Annotated in this window: 15 protein-coding genes; 7 read left to right on the top strand and 8 right to left on the bottom strand. The window is 62.5% G+C overall.

Features of this window, described 5'->3' with window-relative positions:
- Positions 1–97 precede the first annotated feature (97 nt).
- Positions 98–1882 (top strand): trimethylamine N-oxide permease, encoded by a 1785-nt coding sequence (locus FFM81_RS29875; protein WP_003563748.1) that lies wholly within the window; start codon positions 98–100, stop codon positions 1880–1882.
- 80 nt (positions 1883–1962) lie between these two features.
- On the opposite strand, the gene FFM81_RS29870 is transcribed toward FFM81_RS29875, so the two are convergent.
- The 5 genes from FFM81_RS29870 to FFM81_RS29850 all read right to left on the bottom strand — a co-directional run bounded on the left by FFM81_RS29870 (position 1963) and on the right by FFM81_RS29850 (position 6802).
- Positions 1963–2724: an SDR family NAD(P)-dependent oxidoreductase gene (locus FFM81_RS29870; RefSeq protein ID WP_025418826.1), complete on the bottom strand. Its 762-nt coding sequence runs from the start codon at positions 2722–2724 to the stop codon at positions 1963–1965.
- A gap of 13 nt (positions 2725–2737) precedes the next feature.
- The gene (locus tag FFM81_RS29865) at positions 2738–3547 is read right to left on the bottom strand and encodes an ABC transporter permease (protein ID WP_003563751.1); all 810 of its coding nucleotides are present in this window, start codon (positions 3545–3547) and stop codon (positions 2738–2740) included.
- Positions 3547–4413: an ABC transporter permease gene (locus FFM81_RS29860; RefSeq protein WP_003563752.1), complete on the bottom strand. Its 867-nt coding sequence runs from the start codon at positions 4411–4413 to the stop codon at positions 3547–3549. The genes FFM81_RS29865 and FFM81_RS29860 overlap by 1 nt, the downstream gene beginning before the upstream one ends.
- Before the next feature lie 81 nt (positions 4414–4494).
- Positions 4495–5655 (bottom strand): ABC transporter substrate-binding protein, encoded by a 1161-nt coding sequence (locus FFM81_RS29855; protein ID WP_025418827.1) that lies wholly within the window; start codon positions 5653–5655, stop codon positions 4495–4497.
- A 22-nt stretch (positions 5656–5677) separates the two neighbouring features.
- Complete coding sequence (locus FFM81_RS29850; protein ID WP_041686834.1) at positions 5678–6802, bottom strand: ABC transporter ATP-binding protein; 1125 nt, start codon at positions 6800–6802, stop codon at positions 5678–5680.
- Between the two features lie 195 nt (positions 6803–6997).
- Between FFM81_RS29850 and FFM81_RS29845 the strand changes: the two genes are divergently transcribed.
- Entirely contained in the window at positions 6998–7849 is an 852-nt protein-coding gene (locus FFM81_RS29845; RefSeq protein WP_025418828.1) for a helix-turn-helix transcriptional regulator, read from the top strand.
- A 70-nt stretch (positions 7850–7919) separates the two neighbouring features.
- Here FFM81_RS29845 and FFM81_RS29840 read toward each other — a convergent pair whose 3' ends face one another.
- Both FFM81_RS29840 and FFM81_RS29835 read right to left on the bottom strand, forming a co-directional pair.
- Complete coding sequence (locus tag FFM81_RS29840) at positions 7920–8951, bottom strand: aldo/keto reductase (protein ID WP_025418829.1); 1032 nt, start codon at positions 8949–8951, stop codon at positions 7920–7922.
- A 226-nt stretch (positions 8952–9177) separates the two neighbouring features.
- Entirely contained in the window at positions 9178–10446 is a 1269-nt protein-coding gene (locus FFM81_RS29835; RefSeq protein WP_138385967.1) for a flavin monoamine oxidase family protein, read from the bottom strand.
- 113 nt (positions 10447–10559) lie between these two features.
- Between FFM81_RS29835 and FFM81_RS29830 the strand changes: the two genes are divergently transcribed.
- Together FFM81_RS29830 and FFM81_RS29825 are read left to right on the top strand one after the other, a co-directional pair.
- Entirely contained in the window at positions 10560–11540 is a 981-nt protein-coding gene (locus FFM81_RS29830) for a 3'-5' exonuclease (protein ID WP_138385966.1), read from the top strand.
- A gap of 189 nt (positions 11541–11729) precedes the next feature.
- Positions 11730–11876, top strand: coding sequence for a DUF1127 domain-containing protein (locus FFM81_RS29825; RefSeq protein WP_003563760.1), 147 nt, complete (start codon positions 11730–11732; stop codon positions 11874–11876).
- A gap of 150 nt (positions 11877–12026) precedes the next feature.
- On the opposite strand, the gene FFM81_RS29820 is transcribed toward FFM81_RS29825, so the two are convergent.
- A complete protein-coding gene (locus FFM81_RS29820; RefSeq protein ID WP_164895951.1) occupies positions 12027–12383 on the bottom strand; it encodes a hypothetical protein in 357 nt (118 codons plus the stop codon).
- A gap of 105 nt (positions 12384–12488) precedes the next feature.
- Here FFM81_RS29820 and kduI point away from each other — a divergent pair, with 105 nt between their 5' ends.
- From kduI to FFM81_RS29805, 3 genes are all read left to right on the top strand, one after another.
- Positions 12489–13325 carry a 5-dehydro-4-deoxy-D-glucuronate isomerase gene (kduI, locus tag FFM81_RS29815; protein WP_003563761.1) on the top strand — a complete coding sequence of 279 codons (837 nt, stop codon included), beginning with the start codon at positions 12489–12491 and terminating at the stop codon, positions 13323–13325.
- Positions 13322–14086, top strand: a complete 765-nt coding sequence (kduD, locus tag FFM81_RS29810; protein ID WP_281389177.1) for a 2-dehydro-3-deoxy-D-gluconate 5-dehydrogenase KduD — start codon at positions 13322–13324, stop codon at positions 14084–14086. Before kduI ends, kduD begins: the two co-directional genes overlap by 4 nt.
- 169 nt (positions 14087–14255) lie before the next feature.
- A complete protein-coding gene (locus FFM81_RS29805) occupies positions 14256–14999 on the top strand; it encodes a FadR/GntR family transcriptional regulator (protein ID WP_025418834.1) in 744 nt (247 codons plus the stop codon).

The raw sequence follows: 14999 nt of genomic DNA, 5'->3' as shown, positions 1-14999 counted from the left end.
CAAAATCATCCGGGCGGACTTGAGACTGTCAGGGAGACACGTTCGGGGAGACGTACAAAGAGACGTCCGGAACAGATAGATATGGGGAATTTTACCGATGACAGATATTGTGGAGGCCGGAATTTCCTCCGGCACCGAAGGTAAGCTTGTACGCGCGCTCGACTGGAAGGGCGCATTCTGGGTGGCCGCGGGCGTGCCGCCGCTCGTTCTTTTCTCCATTGGCGGCATCGCAGGCACGACGGGCAAGCTTGCCTTCGTCGTCTGGATCATCTCGATGGTGATGGGTTTCCTGCAATCCTTCACCTATGCCGAGATTGCCGGCATGTTCGCCAACAAATCCGGCGGCGCCTCGGTCTATGGCGCCACCGCCTGGCTGCGCTATTCCAAATTCATTGCGCCGCTGTCGGTCTGGTGCAACTGGTTTGCCTGGTCGCCGGTGCTGTCGCTCGGCTGCGCCATCGCCGCCGGTTACATCCTCAATGCATTCTATCCGATTCCGGCGGCGGATTCGCAGATGGTCCTCGACTGGATCTCGGCGCATGCCGCTTCCATCACGGCCGACAGCCCCCGCGTCGCCGAATATATTGCAGCCCATGCCGGCACCACGCCTGAAGACGCCATCAAGGCGTTGCTCAGCACCGACGGTATTGCCGCACTGACGCCGGCGATCCGCAGTTGGTCGCTCTTGAGCTTCAACATTCCCTTCCTGGCCACCGCCAACATCAACGCCACCTTCTTCATCGGCGGCACGCTGATGCTGATCATCTTCGCGATCCAGCATCGCGGCATCTCGGAAACGGCAAGCGTGCAGAAGTGGCTGGCAATCATCGTGCTGGTACCGCTGCTGATCATCGGCCTCTATCCAATCGTCAGCGGCCAGATCCTTGCCACCAATGTCACCGGCCTGGTGCCGCCGACAGCCGCCTATGCCGCGGCCGACGGCACCTGGAGCAATGGCGGCTGGACGCTCTTCCTCGGCGGCCTCTATATCGCCGCCTGGTCGACCTATGGCTTCGAGACGGCGGTCTGTTATACCCGCGAGCTCAAGGATCCGAAGACCGACACCTTCAAGGCGATCTTTTATTCCGGCCTTGCCTGCTGCCTGTTCTTCTTCCTCGTGCCCTTCGCCTTCCAGGGCGTTCTCGGCCATGCGGGCATGCTGGCCCCCGGCATCGTCGATGGCACCGGTGTTGCCGAAGCCCTCGGCGGCCTGATCGGCGCCGGCCGGATCGTCACCCAGTTGCTCGTCGTGTTGATGATCATGGCACTCTTCCTCGCCATCATGACGGCAATGGCCGGCTCGTCGCGCACGCTTTACCAGGGCTCGAAAGACGGCTGGCTGCCGAAATATCTCGACCACGTCAACGAAAATGGCGCGCCGACACGGGCGATGTGGACGGATTTCGCCTTCAACCTCTTCCTGCTGGCAATTGCCTCGGATGTCGGCGGCTATTTCTTCGTCCTCGCCGTCTCGAATGTCGGCTACATCATCTTCAACTTCCTGAACCTCAATTCCGGCTGGATCCACCGAATGGATTCCGGCCACATCGAACGCCCCTGGAAGGCGCCGACCTGGCTGATCGGCCTCAACACCGTGCTGGCCTTCGTCAACGCGCTGTTCCTTGGCGCCGGCGCCAAGGTCTGGGGTTATTCCAATGCGCTCTGGGTCGGCTTCATTTTCGCCGCCCTGATCCTGCCGGTCTTTGCCTATCGCCACTATGTACGTGACGGCGGCAAATTCCCGGCCGGTGCGATGGAAGATCTCGGCCTCATCGGCCAGGATCTCGGCGTCAAGAAAGCCGGCATGCTGCCCTATCTGGCGCTCGCCGGCGGCCTGGCGATCGTCCTGATCGCCAACGTGATCTTCCAGCTTCCAGCTTAAAGTGCCTCCCAAGCAGAAAAGCCGCCATGGCAACATGGTGGCTTTTTCATGCGCTCATCGAGGGCAATACCGTTCCACCATCAGACAACGGTCTCGCCGCCGTCGACGACGAGGATCTGCCCGGTCATGTAGGATGAGCGGTCCGAGACCAGAAAGAGAATGGGCTCGGCGATTTCGGAGACATCAGCCCAGCGTCCGAGCGGCACCTTCTCGGCGACATAGGCCTCGATTGCGCCGCGCCCGCCCATCTGGGCGATGAACGGTTCGTTGAACGGCGTATCCACCCAGCCCGGGCAGAGCGCGTTGACACGAACGCCGAACCTGGCGTAGTCGCCCGCCATCTGCCGGGTCATCGCGATGACCGCATGTTTCGTCGTCGTGTAGGCGATCATCTCGCGATCGTAGAGCACGCCCGACGAGGAAGACGTGTTGAGGATGACACCGCGGCCGGCCTTCTTCATCAACGGCATGACGAAGCGAGCCGCCATGAAATGCGCTCGGACATTCAGGCTCCACGACCTGTCGAAACCCTCGACGGCCACCTGTTCCAGATCGCCCGCCACCTGTGCGCCGGCATGATTGTGGAGGATGTCGATCCGGCCGTGTCGTTCGGCGACCGCGGCGATGCCGGCTTCGAGTGCCGTGTCGTCGGTGACGTCGAGAATAAGGCTCTCTGCCCTGCCGCCCGCGGCCTCAATCCGGCCGACGGTTTCGGCGGCATTGGCGGCATTCAGATCGGCCACGACGACGAACGCACCTTCTCCTGCCATGATCAGCGCGCCGGCCTGGCCGATGCCCGACCCCGCTCCGGTGACGATCGCGACGCGATTTTCAAGAATCATCGGTGTTTCCCGTTCATTTTGTTGTTTTCTCACGCATCAGAAAGCGTGCGATGAGGATCAGTCCCAGCGATGCGACAAGCACCATCGTGGCGATGGCGTTGATCTCCGGCGTCACGCCACGTCGGATCGAGGCGAAGACATAGATCGGCAGAGTGGTGTTCGAACCTGCGACGAAGAAGGCGATGATGAAGTCGTCGAAGGAGAAGGTGAAGGCGAGCAGGAAACCGGCGAGGATCGACGGCAGGATCTGCGGCAGCACAATCTGACGAAAGGTGGTGAAGGGTGTGGCGTAGAGATCGCTCGACGCCTCGACGATGTCACGGCCGAGGCCGGCGATGCGTGCTTTGACGATCATTGTCACCAGCGCCATGGTGAAGAGGCCGTGGGCGGCGATGATCGAGCCGTAGCCGAGCGAAAGCTTCGGCGCCTGTTCGCCTGGCCAGATGGCGGCGATCAGCGGATTGACGAAGCCGAAGACCTCGACCAGCGCCACCAGCGTCGCGATGCCGATGACGACGCCGGGAACGACGATCGCCGCAGCAAACAGCCCGTCAAAGACCGCGCGCGCCCGGGCACCGAGCCGCTCCATGCCGATCGCCGCCATTGTGCCGAAAATGGCCGCCAGCCCGGCGCTGGTAAAGGCGATGGTCAGGCTGTTCTGCAGCGCTTCCATCAGGAAGGTGTTGCCAAGTGCCTTGCCATACCATTGCGTCGAGAAGCCGGTGAACTCGCTGGCATTGCGGCCGGCATTAAAGGAGAACAGCACGACAAGCGCGATCGGCGTGTAGAGGAACAGGTAGACTGCGGTGACCAGCGCGCGCATCAGACGAGATCCACCTGGCGGGTACCGGCAACGCGCCAGGCGATGCGCATGGCGATCAACAGCACGATGACGACGACAACGACGAGGGTGACGGCGATTGCAGAGCCGAACGGCCAGTTGCGCGACTGTAGGAAGAGGTCGACCAGCGCATTGCCGATGAAGAAGACTTTGCCGCCGCCAAGCAACTGCGGGATCAGATATTCGCCGAGTAGCAGAATGGTGACGAGGGCGATGCCGGTCATCACGCCTGGAAGCGACAGCGGCAGCGTGATGCCGAAAAAGGTCGAAAGCGGCCGCGCGCCGAGATCCGCGGAGGCCTCCAGAAGGCGGAAGTCGAGCTTTTCGAGGCTGACATAGATCGGCATGATCATCAGCGGCAGATAGCCGTAGACGATACCGAGCAGCACGGCGCCGGGTGTGTTCAGCAGTCTAACATTTTCGATGCCGACCATCTCCAAGAGATGCGGAATGCCGCGGGCGCCCAAGATGTACATCCAGGCATAGGTGCGTACGAGAAGGCTTGTCCAGAAAGGCACGACGACGAGGGAGACCAGCAGCAGCCGGTATTTGGCGCTCGCCTTGACGGCCAGGTAATAGGCAACCGGATAGGCGACGAGCAGGCAGGCGAAGGCGCCGATCGGCGCAAGGATCAGCGTGTTCTTGAAGGCTGCGGCGCGCGAACCGAGATTGGCAAACTGCGCAAAGGTGAAAGCCGCCTGATAACCGCCTTCGGGAGCCCGCTCGCCGAAGGCAAAGACGATGATGGCGATGAACGGCAGCACCAGGAACACGAACAGCCAGATGCTGGCCGGACCGACAAGAGCCGCGGTGACAAGGCGCCGTTTGGTGGCAGGAGTAAAAGGCATCGAAGGTTCTTTATCCGCCGGTTCTCAGCACGAGGCCGGCCCCCTCGCGCCAGGCGGCGGGGCCGGAGTTGGGAAGGGCGATCAGGCCGACTTGAAACGCGCCATCAGTTCCGCCCGGCCGGGATCGGTCAGCGTCACTGCCGCGCCGAATTCCAGCGGCGTCAATGATGCCTCGTCGGGATAGACGATCTTGTTCGCGGTGATCTCCTTCGGCAGCAGCGCGATGACCCGGCTGTCGGTCGTCGGCGCACCATTGGCGATGTGCTCCTTGACGGCATTGGTCGGATCCATGAGGTAGTTGAGCAGCGCGTAACCTGCCGCCTTGTTCGGCGCATCCTTCGGGATGGCGTAATAGTCGGTCCAGATCTCGCCGCCGTCGGCACCAAGCACATAGGCGATCTCGGGAACGTCGCGGTTGAGCTGCGCCCCGTCATTGGTCCAGCACATGGTGAGCCAGGCGTCGGTGGCGCGCATGGCCGGTTGGTAGTCGCTGTTGATGGCGAAAAGGTGCGGTTTGACTTTGATCAGCAGTTCCTCGGCCTTGGCGAGTTCGTCCGCCTTGATCGAATTGAAGCCGTAGCCGAGCGAGACCAGCGCGCTGCCGATCGTCGTCAGCTGGTAATCATGCACCATGGCGCGGCCGTCGGCTTCCGTTTGGGCGACTTCGAAGAAGTCCTTCCAGCTCGAAAGTTTGGTCTTGATCTTCGAGGTATTGACCGAGAACCCGGTCGTACCCCAGTTCTTCGGCACGGCATAGGTCTTGCCATCGATCATGCCTTCCTTGGTGAAGCGCGGATTTTCCGTCGCCTGGCTGAAATTTGGGATCTTGGAGAGATCGAGTTCGTCGATCAGGCCGAGCTTGTGGTGAGTGGAGATTGTATAGTTGGTCGGCACGAAGAGTGACCAGCCGGAGGCGCCCGCCTGGAGCTTGGCCAGCATTTCCTCGTTGGAGCCGAAGACGTTGACCTCGACGGCAACGCCGGTCGCCGCCTTGAAATTCTCGAAGGTCGCAGGGTCGTGGTAATTCGGCCAGGTGGCGATCGACATCTGGGTGCCGAGATCCTCGGCGTAGGCGGGCGTCGACAGCGCACCGGGGAAACGCGACAGCACGGCGGTCGCAAGCCCGAGGCCGGTGACGCCGAGGAAGTGACGGCGGCTGACGGAGCCACGCTTCAGGCGCATGAACTCGTCCATGAAGCCTTCAGGGGTAATAGGCAGATGATCCTTGTAGTCCTTGCTCATGATGCTGTTCCCTTGTTCTGGTTTATGCATTCGATGCTGAAAAAACTTGGGCCGAAGAAACCTGGGCTGGAAAGACGTGGGCCATGTCGGGATCGAAGCCGAGGAAGATTGCTTCGCCCGGCTCGACCAGATCGCTCTCATTCATGCCACGCCGGTCGGCGGTGACGAGGAAATCGCCGAGACCCGGGACGGTGACCGCATATTCGGCCGAGGAGCCGAGGAAGATGCGGTGCGTGACCGTGCCGGCAAAGGACGCGCTGCCGACCGCAGCCCGCGTCAGCCGGATCGCCTCGGGACGGATCGCAACGATGACGTCGCCCGTCGCAAGGCCAGGCCGGGCATTGGCCGCAAGCGCCGAACCGTCACCAAGGCGCAGCCTCGTGCCACCGGCTTCCATCGTCGCACCGATCCGGTTGGTCTTGCCGACGAAATCGGCGACGAAAAGATCGGCCGGGCGGTCGTAGACCTCCTGCGGCGTGCCGAGCTGACGAATGCGCCCCGCGCTCATGACGCAGACGACGTCGGCCATCGACAGCGCTTCTTCCTGATCGTGGGTGACGAGCACGAAGGTGATGCCGAGCTCGCGCTGCAGCGTCTGCAATTCGATCTGCATGGCCGAGCGCAGCTTCTTGTCGAGCGCGGCCAGCGGCTCGTCAAGAAGCAGCACCGAAGGCCGGTTGACGATCGCCCGCGCCAAGGCCACCCGCTGCTGCTGGCCGCCGGACATCTCGTGGATGCGCCGCTTGGCGAAACCGCCGAGCCGCACCATCTCGAGCGCCTCTGCCGCGCGGCGATTGATCTCGGCAGCCGCAATCCTCGGCCGCATCTGCCGCAAGCCATAGGCGACGTTCTGTTCGACGTTGAAATGCGGAAACAGAGCATAATGCTGGAAGACCATGTTGACGGGGCGGCGATAGGCCGGAACGCCGTTCATCTCCCGCCCGTCGATCAGCACGGCGCCCTCGCTCGGCTGCTCGAAGCCGCCGATCATGCGGAGACACGTGGTCTTGCCGCAGCCGGAAGGGCCGAGCAAAGCGAGGAAAGCACCTTTCGGTACATTCAGGTTTATGTCTGTCACGGCGGTCACCGCGCCATAATTCTTGGTGACCGAACGGAATTCGATATCGTTCGTCGAAGCGGATGCCACGCGTCTGTTCCCTGCGGTTGGTTGGTAAGGGCAGTCTAGCGCTGCCTTTTTGCCACCGTCGTTGGGGAAAGACTAAGCCTGGCCCCTCTGTGCGGTATATACCCCGAAGGAGGTATTTTACCTCAAATCTCTTCGTGGAAGGTGTATATGAAACTCAGAGCGTATCTCTGCTGAGGCGGTTTGGGGAGGCTATCGATGAGCATTGATCTCGAGGCGCTGTTTCAGGCTTTCGACGTCACCGTCGGAAAGCCCGCCATGGCGGATGCGGAGTTTGGAGAGACGTTCCGCCGGATGATGGCGGCGCTGGTGCGCTTCGATTATGTCGTGGTTTTTGCCTATCGCGGCAAGGAGCGGCCGATCGATCTCTACAGCACCTTCGATCCCGACGAGAACGTGGTTTTCGTCACACTCTACCAGGTCGGTCCCTATCTGCTCGATCCGTTCTACCATACCGCCCGCGCGCGCCGCCCAGGTGTCTTCCGCATGCGCGAGCTGGCGCCCGACCGCTTCTTCTCCAGCGAATATTACCGGAGCTATTATGTCCAGACCGGACTTGCCGAGGAGATCGGCTTCTTCGTGACACTCGACGACGACATCACCGTCGTGCTGTCGCTGATGCGCCGGGAAAAGACCGGCCCGTTTCCGCCGGCTGAATTCGCGCTCCTGAAAAAGGCCGAACCTCTGGTGGCGAACCTTGTCCGGCATTTCTGGCCGGGGCTCGGTGCCCGCTTCGACGCGCAACGCGATGCCGGCTTGAGAACGGGGAGGAAGCGCGGTGCGGCGGCGCAGGCGCTGCAGCCGGCCGACACTGTCTGGCGCGACCTCAAGCTGACGAGCCGCGAAACCGCGATCGTCGACCTGGTATTGCAGGGACATTCCTCGGAATCGATCGGCCTCAGGCTCAACATCTCGACGGGCACGGTGAAGGTTCATCGCCGCAACGTCTACCGCAAGCTCGGCATCTCCTCGCAGACGCAGCTTTTGTCGATCTACCTGAAGACATTCGGCAACACGGGCGACCGACCGGCCCAAAGCACAAGTCGATAGGCCTCGGCCCGGACAGCCTGTCCACTTCGGCGTGAAGCAGACAGGCTTCGCTCACTGGAAGCCGAAAGGCTCAGCGGCCGCCTTCGATCTTGCGGTGGCGCTGGTTGGTGCCGCCCTTGCCGTAAGGATAGTCCAAAGGTTGGGGAGCACTCACCTCGTTGAGTCTTCCCATTTCCTCTTCGGAGAGCACAACCTTCATGGCGCCGAGATTGTCGGCCAGTTGCTCCGGCGTGCGGGCGCCGAGGATGACCGAGGTGATCGCCGGCCGCGCCGCCGTCCAGGCGAGCGCCACCTGTGCCATGCTGACGCCACGCGCTTTGGCGATCTCCTCGACCGTGCCGATGATGGCCCAGGTGCGTTCCTGCGCATTGCGCGGCGCGTAGGATTCGCCGCCGCGGTTGGGGTTTTCGCCGAGGCGGGTGGCGCCGGTCGGCATCTCGTCGCGCTTGTACTTGCCGGTCAGCCAGCCGCCACCGAGCGGCGACCACGGCAACAGGCCCATGCCGGCATCCTGGCAGGCCGCGACGATTTCGAGTTCGATGTCGCGCATCAGCAGATTATATTGCGGCTGCAATGTCACCGGGCGTGTATAGCCCCGCGCCTTGGCGATCTCCGAAGCCTTGGCGATGTGCCAGCCGACATAGTTCGAGAAGCCGTAATAGCCAATCTTGCCGGAGGCAACCGCGTCGTCGAGGAAGCGCAGCGTCTCCTCGATCGGCGTCAGCGCGTCCCAGGCATGCATCTGGTAGAGGTCGATCTGCTCGAGGCCGAGGCGGCGGAGCGAGTCGTCGAGCGCCTGGCCGAGATGCCGGCGCGACAGGCCGATATCATTGGGACCATTGCCCATCGGAAAACGGCCCTTGGTAGCGACGATCGCCTGGCGGGCCTCGGTCGGGCGCGCCTTCAGCCAGCGTCCGATGATCTCTTCCGACTTGCCAGCGCTGTAGACATCGGCGGTATCGATGAAATTGCCGCCCCAGGCGAAATAATCGTCGAGCAGCCTGTGCGAGGCCGCTTCGTCGGCCTCCGCGCCGAAGGTCATGGTTCCAAGGCAATAGGCGGTAACAACGGTCCCGCTGGGACCGAGCTTGCGATAATCCATTTCTTCCTCCTTATGCGGACACCCGCAGCCGGCGCGCAAAATCGCCGGGGGAGAAGCCGGGGCTTCCGCAATCAATGACAATATCGAGCTTGAGGCGGCCGCTTGCCGCCAGGATGACGTATGGCGCCCTGGGCTCATTCGGCTCAGGGGCGAGGGCAGCATAACCAATCCCGCCTCTGCCACAAGTGGGAAAAAATATTCCCACCCGCCGCTGCGGCCGGCGAGGTTATGGATTTTGCGACAGCGAACCGGCGATCAAATCGGCGGCGGCAACGCCGGTCTCGTAGGCGCCGTGCGCCGTCGAATAACGCGAGCGCGAGCAGGCTTCGCCGGCAAAGAAGACCCGCCCGTCATGCGGCGCGGCGAGCACCGCGCGCAGATCGGAAGCACCGGGCTCGGCATAGGAATAGGAGCCGCCGATATGGGGTGCCGCGGCCCAGGCCGAGATCGCCGCAACCGACAATTCTCTGCGGATATCGGCGCCGAATTGTGCCGCCAGTTCATCGGCGGCGAAGGAAAAGGCGGCCTCTCCACCCTCCCGCTCCAGATCATGCGCGAGGTCGCCGGCAAAATAGGCCTCGACGACGGGAGCGCCGAACGGCCGGAGCTGATAGGTGCCGGTTGCGCCACGGCTGATCGAGCCGAGCATATGGGTATCGGCCGGCAGCGCCTGCGGATGTGCGAGCCGGAGGAACAGCTTGTCGGCGAGCCCGAGCGGCAAACGCGCCGCCGCCTCGATCTTCTCCGGCAGGGCAGGGTGGAAGGCGATCCTGCCGGCGGCAAGCACATTGGTCGAGACGGTCACCAGCACCGCACGGGTAGTGAGCCTGCCCTGGTTCGTCCGAATGTCGATACGGCCGGCATGGCGGTGGTCGATGCGGGTCACCTCGGTGCCGAGCCTTGCCGGAACCGGCCTGCCGTAGCGGCTGATCAATGTTCCATAACCCTCACGCACCCGCCAATCGGGACCGGGGCCGGGATCGTATCTGTTGTAGTCGATCACCGATGCGCGTTCCAATTCGGCGCCGGTGATATAGGTACCGATCGCCCGGATCTGGCCGTTCCAGGCATTGCCGGGTTCGAGCATCTCGGCGAGATCGGTGTCATCGCCTTCATGGCTCTCGAGACGTTCGAAATAGTCGCCGATCGCCTCTTGCGCGGCGTGGGTCTCGGCATCGTCCCGCTGCAGCCGCTGACCGCCGTTCCAGGGCGCCGGTGTCCGATCGACCGTCAGTCCGACCTCGTCAGCAATCGCCGTCCAGGCATTGGTCCGCGCCCCATGCAGCCAGCCGCAACCGAGATCGAGCCCGATATCGCCGGCATCAGGCAGCCCCACGGTCCAGGCACGGCCGCCGAGACGATCGCCAGCTTCAAGCAGCAGGATGAAAAGATCCGGGCGAATGGCCTGGAGGCGACGGGCAGCGGCAATGCCGGCGGCGCCGGCGCCGATAATGACGACGTCTTCGTCGGCGCCCTTGCCGTTGTCACCAGGCATGTGTTCTCCTTTGACCGCTCGCCGCTCAGCTAAGCTGCCATGTCCGCGAAACGCAAGGGGATAGCGCGCCGCCCGCGATGGATTAAAACGCCTCTGCATGACATACAGGTCGAATGAGCGTGAACAGAGATTCGCAACTCGACATGTTTGCCAAGCCATCGCCGGCGGCGGCCAAGGCGCGTGCTCCGATGCCCCGGTCGCCGCCGCAGCCGGCCGCCAGGTCTGAAGAACAGATGGCGCGTACGCTCGAGGAGAGCGGCAACTATCGCATCTTGAGAAAGCTGATCGCCCGGCCGGTTGCGTCAGTCAGACGGCCGGAATTCTCGCGGCTCGGGATCATTCTCGACACCGAGACGACGGGTCTCAACCACCGCAGCGACGAGATTATCGAAATCGGCGCCGTCGCCTTCACATTCGACGATGATGGCGCGGTCGGCGATGTCGTCGGCATCTATGGCGGCCTGCAGCAGCCATCGCGGCCGATCCCGCCCGAGATTACCCGGCTGACCGGTATCACCGATGCGATGGTCGAAGGGCAGGTCATCGACACCAGACCACTGAGCGCCCTGATCGAGCCGGCGGATCTGATCATCGCCCATAATGCCGGTTTCGACCGGCCGTTCTGCGAGGTCTTCTCGAAGATCTTCGCCGGCAAGGCCTGGGCATGCTCGAATTCGGAGATCGACTGGAGCGCCCGCGGTTTCGAAGGCACCAAGCTCGGCTATCTCGTCGGCCAGGCGGGTTATTTCCATGACGGCCATCGCGCCGTCGACGACTGCCACGCGCTGCTGGAAATCCTCGATCGCGCGCAGGGCGACGATGAAAGCCCGTTCGCCGAGCTTTACCGCGCCAGCCAGCGCTCACGCATCCGCATCTTTGCCGAACACAGCCCGTTCGAGATGAAGGACCATTTGAAGGCGAGGGGTTATCGCTGGTCGGATGGCAGCGACGGCCGCCTGAAATCCTGGTGGGTCGAAGTCGGCGAAGACGATCTCGACGAAGAACTCTCCTATCTGCGCTCGGAGATTTACCGTTGGAAAGAGGCGGAGCCGCCGATCATGCGGCTGACGGCCTTCGACCGTTTCAAATCCTGACCGCGCAACGCTTCGGTTCTGGATCGGCAACACCTCCAGACATGCGGACCCATGCAAGTGCCGCATAGGTGCAGTGATGCATTGGCGCTGCAACAATCGAAGGGCTCGTACTATATACCACTCATCGAAGCGAACGAAGCGCCAAGGACTGGCAGCTAGGCTTCGAAAGCCCACGGAAAGGGGATCATCATGAACGTAGCACGCTCTTTTAATAACTGGCGCAAGTACCGTCAGACGGTCGCTGAACTGGGCCGTATGTCCACGCGCGAATTGAACGACCTCGGCATCGGCCGCGGCGACATCCACAGCATCGCTCGCGCTGCCATCGCCCGCTAACGGCCCGCAGACTCAGTACTATCGAAGACTTGGCCAGCGCCTGCTTTCTCTGAAGCGGGCGCTTTGCTTTTGTGCTTGCGGCGGATAGGCCGACGATGGAGAGAGCCTCCCGCTTTTCGCATAACGCATAGCTGCCCTGCAAAGAAATGCCTACCAACTGAGCAGGAAATAAGTATGATTATTTCTATCGAAGCGATGCACCTCCTCCCGCATCCCTTCGATATGCAGGCGCCCATCCTCCTCCCAGGGTCGTCTGCGGGAACGGCAGCACTCCTCCTCCCAGCTGTCGTTCGGTTTTTTACGAAAGCCTGCCGCACCTCCTCCCGCGGCAGGCTTTTTCGTTTTGGCCGATAGAAATTTCCATCGGGCCGAAAAAGCCACTGCAATCCATCGCACTTGGAGAACACAGCTTCCCTGTTTGCTATTGATTTTATTGGTACTTTTTAGACACGCTGCTTGGCGCGAACGAACCTGCAGAAACATATTGACTTCGAACTTGTCGTACAACTATGTAACCATATGGTTCATTATCGAGCGGAAGGGACGGTCGAACCGAGCCAGCGCCGCGACAGCGACAACACCTGACGACAACGAAAACTGAGGAAATTCGCCATGCAGATCGACGTGAGACACGCCTCCCATCCCGAGGCTGTGCGCAATTTCGACACCGAAACGCTGCGGCGTCACTTTCTGGTCGAGACCATCTTTGCGGGCGGCGAGATCCGGCTGACCTATTCCCATTACGACCGCATGGTCATCGGCGGCGCCACGCCGCTCGGCCCCGGCCTGACGCTGACGGCGCCGACGGCGATCGGCCAGGAAACCTTTCTTGCCGAGCGTGAACTCGGGGCGCTGAACATCGGCGGCGCCGGCCGCATCATCGTCGACGGCACCAGTTACGATCTTGCCAAATATGATTGCCTCTATGTCGGTAGGGGCGCCAAGGACATCAGCTTCGAGAGCGCCGATGCCGCCAATCCGGCAAAGTTCTATCTGGTTTCGACGCCGGCGCATCAGACGCATCCGACCGTGCTGCTCACCCGCGAAAAGGCCCGTCACCTGACGCCGGGCGAAGCTGCGACGGCCAACAAGCGGTCGATCTACCAGTTCATCCACCCGGAAGTCTGCCAGTCCTGCCAGCTCACCCTTGGTTTCACCATGATCGAGCCCGGCAGCGTCTGGAACACCATGCCGGCCCATACGCATGACCGGCGCATGGAAGCCTATCTCTATTTCGATCTCGAAGCCGACCAGCGTGTCTTCCACTTCATGGGCGAGCCGCAACAGACCCGGCATATGCTTGTCGCCAACGAGCAGGCGGTTATCTCGCCGCCCTGGTCGATCCATTCGGGCGCCGGCACCAAAAATTACAGCTTCATCTGGGCGATGGCCGGCGACAATAAGAGCTTCACCGACATGGATCATATCGCCATTGCGGATCTGAGGTGAGCCCCGTGGCAAATCCCTTCGACCTTTCCGGAAAAACCGCCGTCGTCACCGGCGCCAATACCGGCATCGGCCAGGCGATTGCGGCGGCGCTGGCCGAAGCCGGCGCCTCTATCGTCGCCGTCGGGCGCTCGTCAATGGACGAAACCGAGGCGCTGGTGAAGGAGGCGGGAAGCCGCTTTCATGTCGTCAAGGCCGATCTCGCCACCATCGAGCCGGTCAAGGGGATCGTCGACGAGACGATCCAGACCTTCGGCGGCCTCGACATCCTCGTCAACAATGCCGGCATCATCCGCCGCGCCGATGCGCTCGACTTCACCGAGGAAGACTGGGACGCTGTGATCGACGTCAACCTGAAGACGGCCTTCTTCCTGTCGCAGGCGGCCGGCCGCCACATGGTCGAGAAGGGCAGGGGCAAGATCATCAACATCGCCTCGCTGCTCTCCTTCCAAGGCGGCATCCGCATCCCGTCCTATACCGCCTCGAAAAGCGGGCTTGCCGGACTGACCAAGCTGCTTGCCTGCGAATGGGCCGGCAAGGGCGTCAACGTGAACGCCATTGCGCCGGGTTATTTCGTCACAAACAACACCACGGCCTTGCGCGAGGATGCCGACCGCAATGCCGCCATCCTTGCTCGTATTCCGGCCGGGCGCTGGGGCACGCCTGCCGAACTCGGCGGCGCCGCCGTGTTCCTGGCCTCGTCGGCCTCCGACTACGTGCATGGAGCGGTGCTGCCGGTCGACGGCGGCTGGCTGGCGCGGTGATGCGGCCCCGACCGACGACTGAATAAATCAGCGCCGCACCTCTGAAGAGACGCGCGGCGCTGTCGCAGTGAGCTGCCATGACCGACATCATTTTGCCTTTGCCGCCGGCATGCGTTAGCAAAAGAATAGCGGCCGGCGCAGCCGCATCGACAGGCGGGATCAGACAGGGATGACGGACAGAGACAAGGCGGTCACCACCACTCGGCAGCCACCGAACCTGCGCAGCGGCCTTGCCGATATGTTGACGGCGCAGATCGAGTCCGGCGACCTGAAGCCCGGCCAGCGCCTGCCGACCGAGCTGGCGATCATGCGGGCGACCGGCGTCAGCCGGACGATCGTTCGCGAAGCGCTTGCGACGCTGCGCGCCAAGGGGCTGATCACCACGCGGCAAGGTCTTGGAGCCTTCGTCTCGAACGATCCGACCGCGAGATCCTTCTCGATCATTCCGAACGACCTGCAGTCGATCGACGAGGTCTTGCGCGTGCTGGAGCTGCGCATGGGGGTCGAATACGAAGCCGCCGGTCTTGCCGCGCTGCGGCGCAGGCAGGAAGATCTCGACCGCATGCAGGATCGCCTCGATGCCCTCGACAAGGCGCTCGAAGAGGGCGGATACGGCGCACAGGAGGATTACGCCTTTCACCGGTCCATTCTGGTCGCGACGCAGAATTCCTATTACAGCCGCCTGTTCGATACGTTCGGCGATATCATGGTGCCGCGGCAATGGGCCCGCCTGGACAAGATGACATCGGCCGAGCGCAAGCGCCATGCGGCGCGCATGCGCCGGGAACATCACGCCATATTCACGGCGATCCGCAACAGTGACGAGGCTGCGGCGCGCCGCGCCATCCGCAGCCACCTGTCGAAGAGCGCCGCCCGCTTCGAAGAGCTGCGCGACGCCAGTATTTCGTCCTGA

Source organism: Rhizobium hidalgonense, assembly GCF_005862185.2.
Classification (GTDB): Bacteria; Pseudomonadota; Alphaproteobacteria; order Rhizobiales; family Rhizobiaceae; genus Rhizobium; species Rhizobium hidalgonense.
This window is presented reverse-complemented; position numbering and strand designations above follow the sequence as displayed.

Bases quoted from the DNA above. Each gene is read 5' to 3' on its own strand.
- FFM81_RS29860 (WP_003563752.1), bottom strand. From the start codon at position 4,413: ATGCCTTTTACTCCTGCCACCAAACGGCGCCTTGTCACCGCGGCTCTT.
- FFM81_RS29825 (WP_003563760.1), top strand. From the start codon at position 11,730: ATGAACGTAGCACGCTCTTTTAATAACTGGCGCAAGTACCGTCAGACG.
- FFM81_RS29855 (WP_025418827.1), bottom strand. From the start codon at position 5,655: ATGAGCAAGGACTACAAGGATCATCTGCCTATTACCCCTGAAGGCTTC.
- FFM81_RS29830 (WP_138385966.1), top strand. From the start codon at position 10,560: ATGAGCGTGAACAGAGATTCGCAACTCGACATGTTTGCCAAGCCATCG.
- FFM81_RS29845 (WP_025418828.1), top strand. From the start codon at position 6,998: ATGAGCATTGATCTCGAGGCGCTGTTTCAGGCTTTCGACGTCACCGTC.
- FFM81_RS29865 (WP_003563751.1), bottom strand. From the start codon at position 3,547: ATGCGCGCGCTGGTCACCGCAGTCTACCTGTTCCTCTACACGCCGATC.
- FFM81_RS29840 (WP_025418829.1), bottom strand. From the start codon at position 8,951: ATGGATTATCGCAAGCTCGGTCCCAGCGGGACCGTTGTTACCGCCTAT.
- FFM81_RS29805 (WP_025418834.1), top strand. From the start codon at position 14,256: ATGACGGACAGAGACAAGGCGGTCACCACCACTCGGCAGCCACCGAAC.
- FFM81_RS29870 (WP_025418826.1), bottom strand. From the start codon at position 2,724: ATGATTCTTGAAAATCGCGTCGCGATCGTCACCGGAGCGGGGTCGGGC.
- kduI (WP_003563761.1), top strand. From the start codon at position 12,489: ATGCAGATCGACGTGAGACACGCCTCCCATCCCGAGGCTGTGCGCAAT.
- FFM81_RS29835 (WP_138385967.1), bottom strand. From the start codon at position 10,446: ATGCCTGGTGACAACGGCAAGGGCGCCGACGAAGACGTCGTCATTATC.
- FFM81_RS29875 (WP_003563748.1), top strand. From the start codon at position 98: ATGACAGATATTGTGGAGGCCGGAATTTCCTCCGGCACCGAAGGTAAG.